General features: G+C 72.0%; 9 protein-coding genes and 1 pseudogene. 5 read left to right on the top strand and 5 right to left on the bottom strand.

What is annotated here, in order from left to right:
* Nucleotides 1–36 precede the first annotated feature (36 nt).
* Genes ACNAYW_RS01765 through ACNAYW_RS01775 form a run of 3 tightly spaced genes read left to right on the top strand, consistent with a single transcriptional unit; the run spans nt 37 to nt 10,997 of the window.
* The gene (locus tag ACNAYW_RS01765) at nt 37–9,906 is read left to right on the top strand and encodes an amino acid adenylation domain-containing protein (protein ID WP_415848037.1); all 9,870 of its coding nucleotides are present in this window, start codon (nt 37–39) and stop codon (nt 9,904–9,906) included.
* The gene (locus tag ACNAYW_RS01770; RefSeq protein ID WP_415848038.1) at nt 9,903–10,742 is read left to right on the top strand and encodes an ABC transporter permease; all 840 of its coding nucleotides are present in this window, start codon (nt 9,903–9,905) and stop codon (nt 10,740–10,742) included. The genes ACNAYW_RS01765 and ACNAYW_RS01770 overlap by 4 nt, the downstream gene beginning before the upstream one ends.
* A 51-nt stretch (nt 10,743–10,793) precedes the next feature.
* The gene (locus ACNAYW_RS01775; RefSeq protein ID WP_146433818.1) at nt 10,794–10,997 is read left to right on the top strand and encodes an MbtH family protein; all 204 of its coding nucleotides are present in this window, start codon (nt 10,794–10,796) and stop codon (nt 10,995–10,997) included.
* Nucleotides 10,998–11,117: 120 nt separating this feature from the next.
* Here the strand turns inward: ACNAYW_RS01775 and ACNAYW_RS01780 are convergent, their stop codons facing one another.
* Nucleotides 11,118–12,338, bottom strand: coding sequence for a mannosyltransferase family protein (locus ACNAYW_RS01780; protein WP_415848039.1), 1,221 nt, complete (start codon nt 12,336–12,338; stop codon nt 11,118–11,120).
* A gap of 47 nt (nt 12,339–12,385) precedes the next feature.
* The gene (locus ACNAYW_RS01785; protein ID WP_415848040.1) at nt 12,386–13,186 is read right to left on the bottom strand and encodes a hypothetical protein; all 801 of its coding nucleotides are present in this window, start codon (nt 13,184–13,186) and stop codon (nt 12,386–12,388) included.
* A 151-nt stretch (nt 13,187–13,337) separates the two neighbouring features.
* Here ACNAYW_RS01785 and ACNAYW_RS01790 point away from each other — a divergent pair, with 151 nt between their 5' ends.
* Both ACNAYW_RS01790 and ACNAYW_RS01795 read left to right on the top strand, forming a co-directional pair.
* Entirely contained in the window at nt 13,338–14,603 is a 1,266-nt protein-coding gene (locus ACNAYW_RS01790; protein WP_415848041.1) for an aspartate kinase, read from the top strand.
* A 26-nt stretch (nt 14,604–14,629) separates the two neighbouring features.
* Nucleotides 14,630–15,631, top strand: a pseudogene (locus tag ACNAYW_RS01795) (aspartate-semialdehyde dehydrogenase); the annotation flags it as partial.
* A gap of 70 nt (nt 15,632–15,701) precedes the next feature.
* On the opposite strand, the gene fahA reads toward ACNAYW_RS01795, so the two are convergent.
* Genes fahA through ACNAYW_RS01810 form a run of 3 tightly spaced genes read right to left on the bottom strand, consistent with a single transcriptional unit; the run spans nt 15,702 to nt 18,930 of the window.
* The gene (gene fahA / locus ACNAYW_RS01800) at nt 15,702–16,898 is read right to left on the bottom strand and encodes a fumarylacetoacetase (RefSeq protein WP_415848042.1); all 1,197 of its coding nucleotides are present in this window, start codon (nt 16,896–16,898) and stop codon (nt 15,702–15,704) included.
* On the bottom strand, nt 16,895–17,740 hold the full coding sequence (locus ACNAYW_RS01805) for a hypothetical protein (RefSeq protein ID WP_415848043.1): 846 nt from the start codon (nt 17,738–17,740) through the stop codon (nt 16,895–16,897). The genes fahA and ACNAYW_RS01805 overlap by 4 nt, the downstream gene beginning before the upstream one ends.
* Nucleotides 17,737–18,930 (bottom strand): homogentisate 1,2-dioxygenase, encoded by a 1,194-nt coding sequence (locus ACNAYW_RS01810; RefSeq protein ID WP_415848044.1) that lies wholly within the window; start codon nt 18,928–18,930, stop codon nt 17,737–17,739. Before ACNAYW_RS01810 ends, ACNAYW_RS01805 begins: the two co-directional genes overlap by 4 nt.
* Between the last annotated feature and the right edge of the window lie 16 nt (nt 18,931–18,946).

Consider the following 18,946-nt stretch of genomic DNA (forward strand, 5'->3'; position numbering starts at 1 on the left):
GCGGGCGCGCCCGCAGNGNCGAGTCCCGCGGTCCCGATGCCCGAGCTGCTGCGCCGCGCCGCGGCCGCCCACGCCGACCGGATCGCCGTCGTCGACCGGGACCGCAGCATCACCTACGGCGAGCTGGACCAGTACAGCGATCGCCTCGCGCGCTATCTGATGACGGTGGGCGCGGCCCCCGAAGAGCGTGTGGCCCTGCGCATCCCGCGGTCGCTCGAATCCGTGATCGCGGTGTGGGCGGTCGCCAAGACCGGTGCCGCCTTCGTGCCGATCGATCCCAAGCTCCCCGCCGAGCGTGCCGAGCACATCGCGTCCGCCGCGGCGCCCGTCGCCACCCTCACCCCGGGCGATCTCACCCGCGTGTGGGGGCCGGGTGCGAACGCCGGCGCCAGCGATGCCGAGTGGCCCACGATCGACCTGGCGAACCCCGCCTACCTGATCTTCACCTCCGGTTCCACCGGCCGCCCCAAGGGCGTCAGTGTGACGCACTCCGGCCTGTCGAGCCTCGCGGCGGAGCTGGTCCGCGCGCACGGCCTGGCCGACGGCTCGCGGGTGATGCACTTCGTCTCCCCGGGATTCGACGCCTCGGTACTCGAGCTCCTCATGGCGGTCGACAGCGCCTCCACGCTCGTCGTCGTCCCGCCGGACGTCTACGGCGGTGAAGAACTGGAAGACGTTCTGGCGCAGGGCGAAGTGAACGGTGGGTTCATCACCCCCGCCGCCGTCGCCACGCTCGATCCGGCGAAGCTCCCCGCCCTCACCTCGCTCGGCGTGGGCGGCGACACGGTGCCGCAGGCGCTCGTCGACAAGTGGGCGGGCAGGGGACGCAGCCTCGTCAACGTCTACGGACCCACCGAGACCACCATCGCCGTGACCCTCGGCGCGCTCCGCGCCGGTGAGCCGGTGCGCCTGGGCGGTCCGATCCCCGGCACCCGCCTCTACGTGCTCGATCCCTACCTGCGGCCGGCGCCCTCGGGCGTCGCCGGCGAGTTGTACATCTCCGGCCCCGGCATCGCCCGGGGGTACCACGGCAACCCCCTCCTCACCGCGGAGCGGTTCGTGGCGGACCCCTTCGGGACCGACGGTGCTCGCATGTACCGGTCCGGCGACCTCGTCCGCTGGGACGCCGACGGCGCGCTCGAATTCCTCGGTCGGATCGACTCGCAGGTGAAGCTGCGCGGCTTCCGTATCGAGCTCGGCGAGATCGATGCCGCCGTCATGCGGGTGCCCGGCGCCGAGCGCGCCGTCACTCTCGTCCACGGCGATGACACCGCCACCGCGGAGCTCGTCACCTACGTCACCGGTACCGCCGACGTCGACGCGATCACCGCGAGCATCTCCGCGGAGCTGCCGGCGTACATGGTCCCGGCGCACATCATCGCCCTCGGCGAGTTCTCGCTCACCGTCAACGGCAAGGTCGACCACAAGCAGCTGCCGCAGCCCGAGCGCGCGGCGATCGCCGTGGCCGCCGGCCGCGGCCCGAAGACCGACGCCGAGACGCTCGTCGCCGAGGCGTTCGCCGAGGTGATCCCGGGCGTGCGCAAGGACGACCTCAACGTCGCCACCACCCTCTTCGATCTGGGCGGAAACTCCCTCTCGGCCACCCGTATCGCCGCGCGCCTGGGCTCGGCCACCGGCACCCGCGTCAGCGTGGCGACGGTCTTCGCCAACCCCACCGTCGAGGGCCTCGCGGCCGCGATCGGAGGCGCGCCCGTGCCCGCCGCGGCGATCGCGGCCGCGGTCGCGGCCGAGCCGGTGACCGCCGCCGAGCCGGAACCCGAGTTCGCGGCGTCGTCGGATCCCGAGGAAGCGGCCGAGCTGCTCCCCGCCCAGCACCAGATGTGGGTGCGCAACCGCGTGAGTCCCGATGGTTCGTACCACATCCCGGTCGCGCTGCACCTGCGCGGCGATGTGGACGTCTCCGCCATGCGCGTGGCGCTGGGCGACGTGGTGGCCCGCCACACGCCCCTGCGCACCGTCTACCGCAACGGCCCGACCGCGGGGGAGCCCGAGGTCCAGGTGCTGCCCGCCGGCCCGAATCTCGTGCCGTTCACGGAGCGCTCGGTCGCGCTCGACGAGCTGATGGCGGCCGCCTCGGACTACGCGGGCGAGCCCTTCGACCTCGCCGCCGACGTGCCGATCCGCGCACGCCTCTACCGCATCGACGACCGGCACCAGGTACTCGTACTGGTGATCCACCACATCGCCGCCGACGGTTGGTCCATGATGCCGCTGGCCGGCGATCTGGCGACCGCCTACGCCTCGCGCACGCACGGCAAGGCGCCGAAGTTCCCGCCGCTCGCGCGCACCTACACCGAGCATGCGCGCTCCTACAAGCACCGTCTCACGGGGGCGCCCCGCCAGGCGCTCGACCGGTTCTGGGCCGACGTGCTCGCCGATCCTCCGGCCGAGTCCGTGCCGCCCGCGGCGGTGCCGCGGTCCGGCGGCGTCGTCTCCGCGGCCCGCACGATCGACACCCGCGTCGCGCCCGAGGTGTGGGCCGGCGTCGCCGGCCTCGCTCGCGCGCACACCACCACCCCGTTCATCGTGGTGCACGCTGCGCTCGCCGCGGCGATCTCGCGACTGTCCGGCCAGGGCGACCTGGTGGTCGGCACCGCCGTCGCCGGGCGTGGCGAAGCCGAACTCGACGGTCTCGTCGGCATGTTCGTGAACTCGATCCCGCTCCGCACCCGCACCACCAACGATCAGACCTTCGCGCAGCATCTCGCCTCCGTCAGCCGGGGCGATCTCGACGCGCTGGACCACTCGGACCTGCCCTTCGAATCCGTGCTCGAGCTCGTCGATCCCCCGCGCGCGGCCGGTCGCCACCCGATCTTCCAGGTGATGCTCAACCAGCGGCCCTTCGACACCCAGCACTTCCCGATGGCGGGCGTCGACGTCGAGGTCGTGCCCGTCGACGTGCCGATCGCCCGGTTCGACCTCGAGTTCACCCTCGGTGCCGACGGCACCATCGAACTGCGCTACGCCTCGGAGCTGTACCGCCGCGAGCAGGTCGAGTCGATCCTCGACGCCCTCGTCGCGGTGCTCACCGCGGTGGGCCCGAACCCGCAGACCACGATCGGGGAGCTACCGATCATGTCGGCGGAGCGGCTCGCCGAGCTGACCCCGGTGCGCGGTGTGCAGGCCGACTTCCACACCCCGCTCGGCCAACTCATGCGCGAGGCCGCCCGCACCTACTCCAACCGGCCAGCCGTGATCGACGGGCAGCGGGTGCTGACCTACCGCGAGCTGTACGCCGATGCCCGCAAGGTGGCCGCCGCCGTGCTCGCCGCCGGCTCCCGCCCCGGCGAGGCCGTGCTCACCGACCTACCGCGTTCCGCGGAGTCCATCACCGCCTTCTGGGGGATCACCCTGGCCGGCGCCGCGGTGGCCCCGGTGGATCCGAAGTACCCCCAGGACCGTCGCGACTACATCGCCGACGACGTGCGCGCCCGCGTGGGAGTGACCGCCACCGGATCCGGTGTGGAGGGCGTCAACTGGGTCGCGATGGACAACCTGGACGGTGACGGCTACGACCCGCAGATCGTCCCGAACCTCGACGACGCCGCCTACGTCATCTACACGTCCGGCTCGACCGGCCAGCCCAAGGGCACCGTGGTCACGCACCGCGGCCTCGGCAACTTCGCCGAGGAGCTGCACGTGCGCCTGCAGACCGGCGCCGACACCCGCGTGATGGCGTTCGCCTCCACCGCCTTCGACGCCACGGTGCTCGAGCACCTCATGGCGATCCGCGTGGGCGCACCGCTCGTCGTGGTGCCCGCGGGCACCACCGGTGGCCGCGAGCTGGAGAAGATCATCGCGGATCACGGTGTGACGCACGGATTCCTGACCCCGTCGACGTTGGCCACCGTCGACCCGGACGCCGTGCCGTCGTGGACGCACGTCCTCGCGGGCGGCGAGGCGCTGGGCCCCGGCCTGGCGAAGAAGTGGAGCGTCGGCCGACGCCTGCACAACGGCTACGGTCCGACGGAGACCACGATCATGACCGCGATTTCCGACGCACTCTCCGGCGACGGCCGCGTGCCGATCGGCCCGCCCGTCCGCGGCCAGGGACTCATGGTGCTCGACGACGAACTGCGTCCCGTGCCCGTGGGCATGCCCGGCGAGCTGTACGTGGCCGGCCCGCAGCTGGCGCGCGGCTACCACCGCCGCCCGCAGCTCACCGCCGCGCGCTTCGTCGCGAACCCCTACGGCGAGCCCGGTGCGCGCATGTACCGCACCGGCGACGTGGTCCGCTGGACCCGCGGCGACAACGGTCGACTCATCGTCGACTTCGTGGGACGCAACGACTTCCAGGTCAAGATCCGCGGTATCCGCATCGAACTCGGCGAGATCGACGCGACCATCGACACGATGCCCGGCGTCGATTTCGTCTCGACCCAGGTCCGCCCGGGTCCCGACGGTGCGCCCGCCCTCGTCGCGTACGTCAAGGGCGACGTCGACCCGTCGGCGGTCCGGGCCCACGTGCGGACCCGCCTGCCCGGCTTCATGGTCCCCGCCGCAGTGATGATCATCGCCTCGGTGCCCATGGGCAGCACCGGCAAGCTCGACAACGCCGCCCTGCCGGATCCCTACTTCGGCGGCACCGGCAACGCCGCGGCCAAGCCCACCACCCCGGGGGAGAGCCGCGTCGTCGAGGCCTTCCGCAAGGTGCTCGGCAACGACGCCATCGGCGTCGAGGACGACTTCTTCGACCTGGGCGGCAACTCGCTGTCCGCGAACGAGCTGGTGAGCCTGCTGGGCAACGGGATCGAGGCGCGCACCGTCTTCGACCTGCGCACGCCCGCGGCGATCGCCACCGCGCTCACCGGCGATCCCGACCGGATCGCCAACGAGTCCGCGCTCGAGGACCAGGGGCTGCGCCGCGTCCAGCGCGGCGACCGCATGCCGCTGTCGTCCGCGCAGGAGCGGATGTGGCTGCAGAACAAGATCGATCCGGGCCCGACCTACAACATCGGCGCGGCCTTCCTCGCGAGCCGCCCGGTCGACAAGACCGTCCTGGACGCCGCCCTGCGCGACGTGCTCGCGCGGCACGAGAGCCTGCGAACCCGGTACCCGTCCTCGGGTGAGGGCCCCTACCAGGAGATCCTGCCCGCCGACGCGCCCGAGGTCCGCGATTTCGCGGCCGAGTTCGGCACCGCGACCTCCAACGTCGCGGGCCAGGAGTCGGCGATCGCCGAGTTCGTGGCGCGACCGTTCGCCCTCAACCGCGACGTCCCGCTGCGCGTCATGACGGCGCCCACCGGCAAGGGCTCGATCCTCGCGATCGCGGTGCACCACATCGCGGCCGACGGCGCCTCGGTGGTCCCGCTGACCCGCGACCTGATGGCCGCGTACCTCGCCCGCAGCACCGGCTCCGCGCCGCAGTGGACCGAGCTGCCTCTGCAGTACGCGGATTACGCGGTGTGGCAGCGCGGCCAGGCGGAGAAGGACGCCGGCGCGGTGGACTACTTCGCGGAGCGACTCGCGGGTGTGCCCGAGGAGAGCTCCTTCCCGGCCGACGGACCGCGCCCGACGATCGGCTCCACCGACGCGGGCGAGGTCGCCATCGTGCTGCCCAAGGCGGAGCGGGACGCTCTGGCGGACTTCGCCGGTCGGCGGGGCGTCTCCATGTTCATGGTGCTGCACGCGGGCCTCGCGGCCCTGTTGCACCGCGTCAACGGCGCGGACGACGTGGTCGTGGGCACCCCGGTGATCGGCCGCACGGACCGGCGCCTGCGCGATGTGGTCGGCATGTTCGTCAACACCGTGGCGCTGCGCACCGCGGTGACCGGCGAGGAGAGCTTCAACGCCCTCGTCGATCGGATCCGCAGCGGCGACCTGGACGACCTGGTCCACGCGACCGCGCCGTTCGAGCGCGTCATCGAGGCCCTGCAGCCGCCGCGCAGTCGCGACCGGCACCCCGTCTTCCAGGTGGTGCTGAGCCATCAGAACCTCGGCGACCCGCTGAGCGTCATCACCTCCGACGGCGGCGGCATGTTCGAGCTCGAGCCGCTGCCGCTGGCCGCCGCCACGACCACGTTCGACGCCACCTTCGAGGTGCGCGAGGTCGAGGAGGGGCTCCGGTTCAACCTGCGCTACCGCACCGACCTGTACCGGCCCGCGACGGCCGAGGGCATCGTCGGCCGGCTCGCGCGGCTGGTGACGGCCGGCGTCGCGTCCCCGGACACCCCCGTCGCCGACCTGCCGGTGCTGCTGCCCGAGGAGCAGGAGCTCTTCCAGCGCGCCTCCACCACGATCGAACCGCACACCATGGCGGAGATCCTGGCGCGGGCCGTGCGGCAGCGCCCGGGCGCTCCCGCGGTGCGCGAGGGCGATCTGCACTACACCTACTCCGAGCTGGACTCGGCGGTCTCGGCACTCGCCAACCGCCTCGCCGGCCTCGGCGTGGGTGCGGGCACCAGGGTGGCGGTGTCCATTCCGCGATCCGCCGCCTCGGTCGTGGCCTTCTGGGCCGTGGCCCGGCTCGGCGCCGTGTACCTGCCCGTCGACCCGAACTACCCGGCGGAGCGGATCGAGTACATCCTCGAGGACGCCAAACCCGCACTGGGGCTGACGGTCCGCGACGCGGCCGACGGCCTGCCGAAGTCGGTCGACTGGGTGACCGTGGATCTCTCGCCCTCGCGCGTCCAGCATCCGCCGGCGGAGGTCGCGCCCGTGGGCGTGGACGATCCGGCGTACGTCATCTACACCTCCGGCTCGACGGGCAGGCCCAAGGGCGTCGTGGTGCCCCACCGCGGGCTCGCCGCGATGGCCGACACCCTCGTCCGCCAGCACGCGGTGGGCGCCGGCGCGCGTGTGCTGCACTTCGCCTCGCCCAGCTTCGACGCCTCGATCCTCGAGCTGCTCCTCGCGACCTGGTCGCGCGCCGAGCTCGTGATCGCGCCGGTCACGTTGTACGGCGGCTCGCCGCTCGGCGACTTCCTGGCGGACAACGAGGTGACCCACGCCTTCATCACTCCGGCCGCGCTCGCCACGATCCCCGATCGCGACCTGCCGCTGCTCGAGGCGCTCAGCGTGGGCGGCGACGTCCTGCAGACGGAGCTGGCGCGCCGCTGGGCGGGCGGACGCATCCTGATCAACGCCTACGGCCCGACCGAGGTCACCATCGCCGCGACCATGGGCGCCGTCGACCCCGATGCCGTGGGCATCGGCAGCGCGGTCACCGACGCGCAACTGATGATCTGCGACGAGCGGCTCAATCTCGTGGCGCCCGGCACCGTCGGCGAGCTGTACGTCGCGGGCCCCGGGGTGGCGCACGGCTACCTGGACCGCCCGGAGCTGACGGCCGCGCGGTTCGTGGCCAACCCGTACAACGACACCGAGGGCTACAAGCGGATGTACCGCACGGGCGACCTGGTGCGCTGGCGCGCCTCGGACTCCGGCGAGCCGGTGCTCGAATTCGTCGGCCGCAGCGACGATCAGCTCAAGGTGCGCGGCTTCCGCGTGGAACCCGGCGAGGTCGCCACCGCCGTCGAGAGCCATCCGGACGTGCGGCAGGCCGTCGTGGTCGTGGACCGCGGGGACGGCTCGCTCGAGGCGCAGGCCGCGGCCCGCCTGGTCGCGTACTACGTGGCCGAGCGCGCCGTCACCGTCGACGCCCTCCGCGCATGGGTCGGCGATCGCCTTCCGCGGCACATGGTCCCGGCGGTCTTCCAGGAGATCGACAGCGTGCCGGTCACCGCGCACGGCAAGACGGATCTCAAGGCCCTGCCGCCCGTCGGCGCCCCGGCGGCCGGCCGCGCGTCCGACGAGGTCCTCGTCTCGCCGCTCGCGGACATCGTGCGCCCCGTGACGCGGCAGCTGCGTGTGGACGCGGCCGCCGATCTCGAGGACGCGGTCGCCGAGATCCTCTCCGATGTGCTCGGCGTGGCCTCGCTCGGGGTGGACGACGACTTCTTCGCGGTCGGCGGCACCTCGCTGCAGGCCGCGATCGCGGTCGACCGGTTGCGTGAACGGTTCAACGCGGAGGACGCCAGTATCCGGTGGTTCTTCGAGGACGCCAAGGTCGGCACGATCGCGGCGCGGATCGCGGGCGCGCCGGCGCCGGTGTCCACCACCGCTGTGATCACCGGTGTGGCAGCGGATTCCGACACCGCGATCACCGATCCGATCCTGCCGCTGCGCGCGGGTACTCCGGGCGTCGACCCGCTGTACTGCGTGCACCCCGCGGTGGGCCTCGCGTGGAACTACCTCGGCCTCTCGGGAGAGCTCGACCCGAGCATCCCGATCATCGGCCTGCAGGCGCCGGGCATCTCCTATCCGATGCCGCCCGCGGACTCCATCAAGGAGCTCGCGCGTACCTACGTCCGCAGCATCCGCGCGAGCCGTCCCCACGGCCCGTACAACCTGCTCGGCTGGTCGCTCGGCGGCCTCATCGCACACGAGATGGCCGTCGAGCTCCGGGAACTGGGCGAGAAGGTCAACCTGGCCCTCATGGACGCCTATCCGCTGGGCGACTACCGGGGCGCCCGCGAGGAGATGTCCATCGCGGCGCTGCTGCGGGAGTTCGTCGGGCTCGACGTCGACGAGGACGCCGAGATCACCGCGGACGCCGCGCTGGACCTGCTCTCCACCGCGGGCGGGCCCGCGCGCGAGCTCTCCCGCGGCCAGATGGAGCGGCTGCTGGCGAACTACCGGCACAACACGATGCTCGGGTACTCGCACCGTCCGCGCGAGTACGACGGCAACATGCTGGTGTTCCGCGCGACGGAGCAGAGCACGGGCGGCCTCGTGCCGCAGCTGTGGCGGCCGTACGTGACGGGCCTGGTGCAGGTGCACGACATCGAGGCGACGCACAACCAACTCGGCGCGTCGCCGGCGATCGACGAGGTCGCCCGGACGATGAACGTCTTCCTCACGGGCAACTACACCGCGGTGGTCAAGTCCAAGACCAAGACGCTCGACGACTCGAAGCCCCTGGTCAGCGTCCGCGGCCTGACGCGCAAGTACGGGCGCGGCAAGAAGGCCGTGTACGCGCTGGGCGGCGTCGACCTCGACATCGCGCCCGGCAGCGTGCACGCGCTGCTCGGCCCGAACGGCGCCGGTAAGACGACCACGGTGAAGATCATCTCGACGCTCATGAAGCCCTCCGAGGGCTCGGTGACGATCGACGGTGTCGACGCCCTGGCCGATCCGCGCCGCGCGCGGTCGATCATCGGCCTCTCGGGCCAGTACTCGGCGGTCGACGAGAACCTCACCGGCCGCGAGAACCTCGAGATGTTCGCCCGGCTCTACGGTTTCGACAAGATCTCGGCGAAGGCCCGTGCGAACGAGCTGCTCAAGCAGTTCCGGCTCACCGCCGCGGCGGACCGCGCCTCGGGCACGTACTCGGGTGGTATGCGGCGGCGCCTCGACCTGGCCGGCGCCATCATCGCGCGGCCCCGCTTGGTGGTGCTCGACGAGCCGACCACGGGCCTCGACCCGCGTAGTCGCAAGGACGTCTGGGACGTGATCGCCCGGCTCAGCAAGGAGGACGGCATCTCCGTGCTGCTCACCACGCAGTACCTGGACGAGGCCGAGATCCTGGCCGACCTGGTCACGATCATCGATCAGGGGCGGATCATCCGGTCCGGCACCGTGCCCGAGCTGAAGGCCGCCGCCGCGGCGGACCTGATCCAGATCGGCCTGCGCGAGCGCGATCGCGTGACCGCGTGGCCGATCCTCGCCCGGCACGCCATCGACGGCACCGCGATCCGGGAGGCCTCCGGGCTCAGCGCGATCCGCGTGGCCGACGGTCAGCGCAAGTTGGTCGCGGTGCTCAACGACCTGCGGGAGGCCGGCGTCCACCTCGAATCGGCGATGCTGCGCGAGGCCACCCTGGACGACGTCTTCTTCGCTCTCACCGGCGAGGACGCGAACAAGACCGAGGAGAACAACGCATGACCGCGATCATCTTCCCGCGGGAGCGGGAGCCGTCGCTGGGCGGATTCGTCAGCGATTGCGCGGTGATGACCCGCCGCAACCTGACCACCCTGGTCCGGATCCCCCAGTTGCTGCTGGGCGCGACGGTGCAGCCGATCATGTTCGTGCTGCTGTTCAGCTACGTCTTCGGCTCCGCGCTCGGCGGCGAGGTGGGCGGCGACCGGTACCGCGAGTTCCTCCTGGCCGGCATCCTGGTCCAGACGGTGGCGTTCAGCTCCGGGCCCACCGCGATCGGCGTGGCCTCGGACATGAAGAACGGCATCATCGACAGGTTCAGCTCGCTGCCCATGTCGCGTCTCGCGGTCATGGTCGGGCGCACGACCTCCGACCTCGTGGTCAACGTGATCAGCGTGGCGGTGATGCTGCTGGTCGGCCTGGCCGTGGGCTGGCGTTTCCGCGGCAGCTGGGTCGACGCCGCTCTCTCGCTGGTCGTGCTGTTCCTCTTCGGCTTCGCGATGTCCTGGCTGGGCGCCCTCATCGGCCTGTCCGTCTCGACGCCCGAGTCCGCGCAGGCGCTCTGCATGATCGTCATGTTCCCGATGGCCTTCATCTCGTCGGCCTTCATCGCCTCCGGCGATCTTCCGGGCCCGCTCCGCACGATCGCCTCGTGGAACCCCGTGACCTCGATGGCGCGCTCGCTGCGGGAGGCCTTCGGCAACCCGCTCAGCCCGAAGCCCGTGGTGGACGAGCCGATCAACTGGGCCGCCCAGCACGCGACCGCGTACTCCGCCCTCGTCTCCGTCGCGATGATCCTGGTCATCGTTCCCCTCGCCGCCCGTGCGTACATGAAGCACTGACGGCCCGAATTCCCACCGACCCCGTATCCCTGTGAAGAAGGAGCAGCACCCATGAACAACCCCTTCGACAACGAGTCCGGCGAGTTCCTCGTGCTCGTGAACGACGAGGGCCAGCACTCGCTGTGGCCCACGTTCCGCGAGGCCCCGCGCGGCTGGACCGTCGCGTTCGGCGAGGGCGGCCGCTCGCGGGCGGAGTGCCTCGAGTACATCGAGTCGGCGTGGACGGACATCCGTCCGCTCAGCCTGCGCGCCTGACCGTCGATCCCACCGCCGCGTCCGGCAGGGCACGTGCCCTGCCGGACGCCGGCGTACCAGCGACCGGGCCCGGGGCCATCGCCGCGGCCCCGGCCGTGCCCGGAACCGGGGCGCGCCGGGTCACATGGCGTGCGGGTACACGCTCACCATGTGTGCGCCGTACCAGCAGGTGACCGTGATGACGCCGACGCAGGTCCACACCTGCGCCGGCTTCGAGGCCTTCGCCAGTGCGATCGCGATCGGGATCAGCAGCACGAAGGCGGGCAGTAGCAGGCGCGGGCGGGACATCATGAGGCCGCCGGAGCCCAGCAGCGAGATCACCACCAGCGCGCCGTACAGCGTGATCGGCCACGGCATCTTCGAGCGGATCGCGAGCACGATCAGGACGATCGACGCCGCGAGCAGCGCGACCACCGAGAGGTCCGCGATGTCGGAGCCGTTGATCAACGTGTAGTTGACGAACTGCCAGGTCTGCACGCCCAGATCGAACGTCGTGCCCCAGCCCTCCGTCTGGATCCGGAACCAGCCCGTCAGGCTGCCGGTGTGATGGGCCACGATCAACAGGTAGGTCACCCAGCCCAGCGGCGTGAGCAGCACGCAGACGGCGGCCTTGACCCGCTCGGCACCGTCGGACGAGAGGACCGCGAGGATCGCCGCGAGCGCGACCACCCCGATCAGGACCACCGATGTGGGGCGGCAGAAGCCGGCCAGGGCCGTGCAGATCCCCGCGAGGATCCACTTGCGGTCCAGCACCCCCACCAGCGCCCAGCCGGCCAGCGCGCAGTAGAGGGCCTCCGTGTACGCCATCGTCAGCACGATCGACATCGGGGCCGCGGCGAAGAGCACCGTCGTGAGCAGGCCCGCGCGTTCGGCCAGCCGGGGCGGCACCTGGGGCATGTGCCGCACGCACAGTCGGCCCAGCCGGTAGGCCGCGACCGCGGCGACGCAGCCCAGGATCACGTTGACCGTGAGGGCGGCGCGATAGGCGTCGAAGCCGGGCAGCTGCGCCACGGCCCGGACCAGCATCGGGAAGCCCGGGAAGAAGGCGTAGGCGGTGTCCGCGGTGTGCTCGCCGCGGGCGTCGACGAACCGCCACGGCATGTCGTCGTAGCCGTACGTCGCGAGCCCGATCATCCACTTGCCGTCCCACGCCGTCAGGAGATCGGCGAGGTTCTGGTTGCGGAGCTGCGCGAACCGGGCCAGCACTGCCAGCCCGATGCCGCGGATCGCGAGGTACACGGCGATCGGGAGCCAGACGTCGCGGGTCCGGTCGAGCAGCGACGACGGTGCCGGCGCGGCTCCGGGGTCGGCGAGGTCGGGGGCGGTCGGCACGGCTTGCATCGTACCGACGGTGTCGGGCACGTCGCCCCCGCGCGCGCCGACCGCCGTCACGGCGCGGCGACCCGGGTGATCGTGCAGTTGACCGCGTTCGTGCCGGACTGCGTGAATTCCTGCTCGTTGACCACGATGGTGCAGGTCACGGGTCCGGTGCCGGTCACGATGAGCGACATCGTGTCGCCGATGGTCGCCGTGCCCTGCCACTCCCAGGGCAGGCTCGACGCCTTCGGGACGGTGGTGCCTCGCACCCCGACCACGAGGACCGCGCCCGCGCCGGTGCCGGTCGCGGAGAGCTTCAGCCGGACCGTCTGACCGGTGCCCGCGCCCGTGGTGGTCTTCGGTGCGGTGGTGAGGAAGCCGTCGGACTGGGTGGCCGGTTCGCTGGGCGGCGCGACGGTGCCGGTCGTCGGGGCGCCCGCCGTCGTCGTGGTGGCGCCCGCGGAGAAGGTGACCGGCGACGCCGTCGTGGAATCGTCGCTGCGCAGGCTCACGCCCAGCGCGACCGCCCCGGCGACCAGGACCACTGCGACGATCGCCACCAGCGCGATGATCAGGCCCTTGTTGCCACCGCCGCCGTTGCCCCCGCCGCCGACGGGTCCGTTCCCGTACGGCGGAGGCCCGGCGGGGTAGCCGCCCTGGGGCTGTCCCTGCTGGTCGAAGCGCTGCGTCCCCTGCGGACCGAGGGGGCGCCCGGCCTGCGGGTAGCCGCCCTGCGGGGGAGTGCCGGGGTAGCCGCCCTGCGGGTAGCCCCCCTGCCACTGTCCGGGCCGGGCAGCGGGCTGTCCGCCCGGTTGCCCGGTCGGGCGTCCGCCGGCGTCGTGGCCGGGGTTCTGGCCGCCGTAGGGATTCATGGGGATCTCCTGTGTTCGCGTTCGCACCGATTATCGGTGATGTCGCTGAACGGCGGGTTGCGCACCGCTTGGAACCGGTGCCCTCCGGACCCAAGAACCCAGGTCGGTAGGATCGAGGCGCACATCGAAGACCGCAACGGAGAGGTTCCACGTGGCACTCGTCGTCCAGAAGTACGGAGGCAGCTCCGTCTCCTCCGCCGAGCGCATCCGGCGCGTGGCCGAACGGATCGTGGAGACCAAGCGCGCGGGCAACGACGTCGTCGTCGTCGTGTCCGCGATGGGCGATACCACCGATGAGCTGCTCGATCTCGCCAATCAGGTGTGCCCCGCGCCGCCCGCCCGCGAGATGGACATGCTGCTCACCTCCGGCGAGCGGATCTCCAACGCGCTCGTCGCGATGGCCATCCACTCGCTCGGCGCCGAGGCGCAGTCCTTCACGGGCTCGCAGGCCGGCGTCATCACCACCAACCGGCACGGCTCGGCGAAGATCATCGACGTCACGCCCGGGCGCGTCCAGGCCGCGATCGACGACGGCAAGATCGTCCTCGTCGCCGGCTTCCAGGGCGTCTCGCAGGACACCAAGGACGTCACCACGCTGGGCCGCGGCGGCTCCGACACGACCGCCGTCGCGCTCGCCGCGGCGCTGAACGCCGACGTCTGCGAGATCTACACCGACGTCGACGGCATCTACACCGCGGACCCGCGCATCGTGCCCAACGCCAAGCACCTCAAGACCGTCTCCTTCGAGGAGATGCTCGAGATGGCGGCGTGCGGCGCGAAGGTGCTCATGCTCCGGTGCGTGGAGTACGCGCGCCGCTACAACGTCCCGGTCCACGTGCGTTCGTCGTACTCGACCAAGCCCGGCACCATCGTCAACGGATCTATGGAGGACATCCCCGTGGAAGAGGCAATTCTCACCGGCGTCGCCCACGACCGCAGCGAGGCGAAGATCACCGTCGTCGGCCTCGAGGACAAGCCGGGCTACGCCGCCCGCGTCTTCCGCGCGATCGCCGACGCCGAGATCAACATCGACATGGTGCTGCAGAACGTGTCCAAGGTGGACACGGGGCGCACCGACATCACCTTCACGCTGCCGCGCGAGCTCGGCCCGCTCGGCGTCGAGAAGCTCGAGGCACTGCGCAGGGAGATCGGCTTCGACTCGGTGGTCTACGACGACCACGTCGGCAAGGTCTCCCTCGTGGGCGCCGGCATGAAGAGCCACCCCGGCGTCACGGCGACCTTCTGCGAGGCGCTGTCGAAGGCCGGCATCAACATCGAGCTCATCTCCACCTCGGAGATCCGCATCTCGGTCCTCATCCGCGACACCGAGCTCGACGAGGCCGTCAAGGTGCTGCACGACGCCTTCGACCTCGGCTCGGACGAAGAGGCCACCGTCTACGCCGGAACGGGGCGATAGTCATGGGCGTACGCGTCGGAGTCGTNGGCGCCACCGGACAGGTGGGCGCCGTCATGCGACAGCTGCTGCTGGACCGGAACTTCCCGGCCGACGAGGTGCGGTTCTTCGCGTCCTCGCGGTCCGCGGGCAAGAAGCTGCCCTTCGGGGACCGCGAGATCGTCGTCGAGGACGCCGAGACCGCCGACCCGACGGGGCTCGACATCGCGCTGTTCAGCGCGGGCGCGACGATGTCGCGGGTGCAGGCGCCGCGCTTCGCGGCCGCCGGTGTCACCGTGATCGACAACTCGAGCGCCTTCCGCAAGGACCCGGACGTGCCGCTGGTGGTCTCGGAGGTGAACCCGGAGCAGGTCCACGACCTGAAGAAGGGCATCATCGCCAACCCGAACTGCACCACCATGGCCGCGATGCCGGTGCTCAAGGTGCTGCACGACGAGGCGGGCCTGCAGCGGCTCATCGTCTCGTCGTACCAGGCCGTCTCCGGCTCCGGCCTGGCCGGCGTCGAGGAGCTCGTCTCCCAGGTCCGTGCCGTGGAGCCGGAGGCCGAGAAGCTCGTGCACGACGGCTCGGCGGTGGACTTCCCCGCGCCGAACAAGTACGTCGCGCCCATCGCGTTCAACGTGCTGCCGTTGGCCGGTGCGATCGTCGACGACGGCTCCGGTGAGACCGACGAGGACCAGAAGCTGCGCAACGAGTCGCGCAAGATCCTCGGCCTGCCCGACCTGCTGGTGTCCGGCACGTGCGTGCGCGTGCCCGTCCTCACCGGTCACTCGCTGTCGATCAACGCCGAGTTCTCCGCGCCGTTGTCGGTGGCACGGGCCCAGGAGCTGCTGGCGGACGCTCCGGGCGTGAAGCTGGTCGACGTGCCGACGCCGCTGGCCGCCGCGGGCGCCGACGATTCGCTGGTCGGCCGCATCCGCCAGGACCCGGGCGTGCCCGAGGGCCGCGGCCTCGCGCTGTTCATCAGCGGCGACAACCTGCGCAAGGGCGCCGCGCTGAACACTGTCCAGATCGCGGAGCTGCTCGTCTGACGCTGCTGGATCGAACGGATCGAACGGCCCACGGAAGAGGACTCCGTGGGCCGTTCGTCGTTCCCCCGGGTCAGGCGGGTGCTGGGGCGATCCGCCCCGTCACCTCGCCGAGATCGATGCGGCCGCCCCCCGGGGCCGGGGCACTCGCGCGGATGGTGACGGCGTCGCCGTCCGCGAGGAAGGTGCGCTCGGTACCGTCGGCGAGACGCAGCGGCTCCGCGCCGTTCCACGTGAGCTCGATGAACGAGCCGCGCTGGTCGCGCTCGGGGCCGGAGATGGTGCCGGACGCGAACAGGTCGCCGGTGCGCAGCCGCGCGCCGTTCGAGGTCATGTGCGCGAGCATCTGCGCGGGGGACCAGTACATCGGCGCGTAGGGCGGGCGGGAGACCGTCTCGCCGTTGAGCTCGACCGCGAGCTCGATGTCCAGGCCCCAGTCCTCGGCGTCGCGCAGGTGGGGGAGCGGCTCGGGATCCTGTGCGGGCGTCGCGACGCGCGCGGCCTCCAGCGCCTCCAGCGGGGTGATCCACGGCGAGATCGAGGTCGCGAAGCTCTTGCCGAGGAAGGGGCCGAGCGGCACGTACTCCCAGGCCTGGATGTCGCGGGCGGACCAGTCGTTGACGATGCAGACGCCGAAGACGTGCTCGGCGAAATCGCCGGTGGGTACGGGCGTCCCGGCGTCGCTGCCCGCGCCGACGACGAAGCCGAGCTCCGCCTCGATGTCCAGGCGCACGGACGGCCCGAACACGGGGGCCTCGTCCGACGGTGCCTTCCGCTGCCCGGCGGGCCGCACGACGGGCGTCCCGGAGGGAACGACGGTGCCCGCGCGGCCGTGGTAGCCGACGGGCAGGTGCTTCCAGTTCGGCAGCAGCGCAGCGGAGTCCGGGCGGAACAGGCGGCCCAGGTTGGTGGCGTGGTGCTCGCTGGCGTAGAAGTCCACGTAGTCGGCGACCTCGAAGGGCAGCAGCAGCGTCACCTCCGCGACGGGGTACAGGGCGGCGGTGCCCTCGGCCGCGCGTGCGGGATCGGTGAGCAGCGCGACGATCTCGGCGCGGACGCGCCGCCAGTCCGCGCGGCCTCGGGCGAGGAAGCCGTTGAGCGACGGTGCCGCGAAGACCGGATCGCCCAGCGCCGCGGCGAGATCGAGCACGTGGTCGCCGATGCGCACGCCCACGCGGGGTGCGCCGGTGGTGGGACGGAAGACGCCGTACGGCAGGTTCTCGACGCCGAAGCCGGAGCCGGCGGGCACGGGCGCCCAGGTGGTGGTCACGATCGCTGTCCTTCGGTCACGGGTTCGGGGGCGAGGCCCGCGGCGGCGGCCTCGGCGGGTGGGGTCGTGGTGCTGCAGGAGCCGTAGGCGTGCAGCAGCCGGCGGGCCGCCGCGGCCCCGTCGGGCGGGAGGCGCAGGGCCTCGGCGGTGAGCGCCGGGCCGTCGGTGCTCGCCACCGCGTCGGCGACGGTATCGGGGTCCGCGCCGACCGCGGCCCGCGCGGCGGCCAGCACCAGGTTGAGGAAGCCGTGGTGGAGGAAGCCGGTCGCCGGATCCCGGTGCCGCACCGCGTGATGCAGCCCGGCCGTCGCCTTGACGCGGACGCCCGCGGCGGCGGCCGCGACGAGCGCATCCGCGACCTCGTCGGGACGCGGGAACAGGTCGGCCCGGATTCCGCCGCACCGGATCTTCAGCCCCGCCCCGTGCCCGGCGAGCGCCGCGGCGAGGCGGGGCGTGGCCGCGCGGTCGGGTGCCTCGACGAAGACCGGCCTGCCGAGAGCGGTCAGGGCCGGGATCGTCGCGCCCAGATCGGCGGGATCGCAGGCGATCTCCAGCAGGGCGAGCCGGGAACGGGGGTCGGCCTCGACGGTGGCCGCCGCGGCCGCGAGCGCACCGTCGGGCGTGGCCGCGGAGGCGATGAGGCCGAGCGCGATGCGGTCGTCCGGGGCGAGTCCGGCCCTTAGCTCGTCGATCCGCTCGACGGGGCAGAGGAACCGGTGCGTGAGCATCGGGTCGTCACCGGCCAGGTCACGACGGTGCCGCGCCAGCGCCTCGCCCATCGACAGCGCCGTCGGCGGGAAGAGGCCGGCGTCGTCCACGAGCGCGGCGAGCAGCGCGCTCACCGCGACCAACTGCGGTAGTACGCACCGTCGTCCACGGCCCGCGCGCCCTCGCCCAGCTGGAGGGGAGCGAAGGTGTCGACCATGACCGCGAGCTCGTCGAACCGCTCCAGACCGATGCTGCCCTCCATCGCGCCCGGCTGCGGGCCGTGCGCGTGTCCACCCGGGTGCAGCGAGACCGAACCCGGGCCGATGCCGGTGCCCTTGCGTGCCTCGTAGTCGCCGGCGACGTAGAACATCACCTCGTCGGAGTCCACGTTCGAGTGGTAGTAGGGCACCGGGATGGACAGGGGGTGGTAGTCGACCTTGCGCGGCACGAAGGTGCAGACCACGAAGCCCGAGCCCTCGAAGACCTGGTGCACCGGCGGCGGTTGGTGCACCCGGCCCGTGATCGGTTCGAAGTCGGCGACGTTGAAGGTGTACGGGTACAGGCAGCCGTCCCACCCCACCACGTCGAACGGGTGCGTCGGCAGCACGTACCGGGTGCCGGTCGCGCCGCCGGGCCCGCGGTGCTTGACCAGCACCTCGACGTCGGTGCCCTCGCGCAGCAGGGGGGCCGACGGGCCGTGCAGGTCCCGCTCGCAGTACGGCGCGTGCTCGAGCAGCTGCCCGTACCGCGAGAGGTAGCGTTTCGGCGGCGCGATGTGCCCGCCGCCCCCGCCGCACGCCTCGATCACGTAGGCGCGCAGCGTCGTTCCCGCAGTGGGTACCCAGCGGTGGGTGGTCGAGCGAGGCAGCAGGACGTAGTCGCCGGCACGGAACTCGAGCTCACCGAACACGGTCTCGACGATGCCGGAACCCTCCTCGACGAACACGCATTCGTCGCCGATCGCGTTGCGGTACAGCGGCGACGGATTCGCGGCCACCACATAGGAGATCCGCACGTCCGCGTTGCCCAGCACCAGGCGTCGCCCGGTGACCGGGTCCGCGGCAGGGGCGTCGCCGTCGAAGAGGTCGTGCAGGCGCAGATGCCGGGGCAGCAAGGGGGCGTTCGGCGACAGGCTCAGGTCGCCGGGCTCCCATACCTCGGCGGAGATGATCGCCGAGGGGACGCCGCGGTGATAGAGCAGTGAGGAGTCGGACGAGAAGCCCTCCTCGCCGACGAGCTCCTCGTAGTACAGTTCGCCGTCCTCGCGCCGGAACTGCGTGTGGCGCTTGGGCGGAATCGTTCCGATGCTGCGGTAGTAGGCCATGGGAGTCCTCCTGTAT

It is taken from the genome of Tsukamurella ocularis, from assembly GCF_965138335.1.
In the GTDB taxonomy this organism is placed as follows: Bacteria; Actinomycetota; Actinomycetes; order Mycobacteriales; family Mycobacteriaceae; genus Tsukamurella; species Tsukamurella ocularis_A.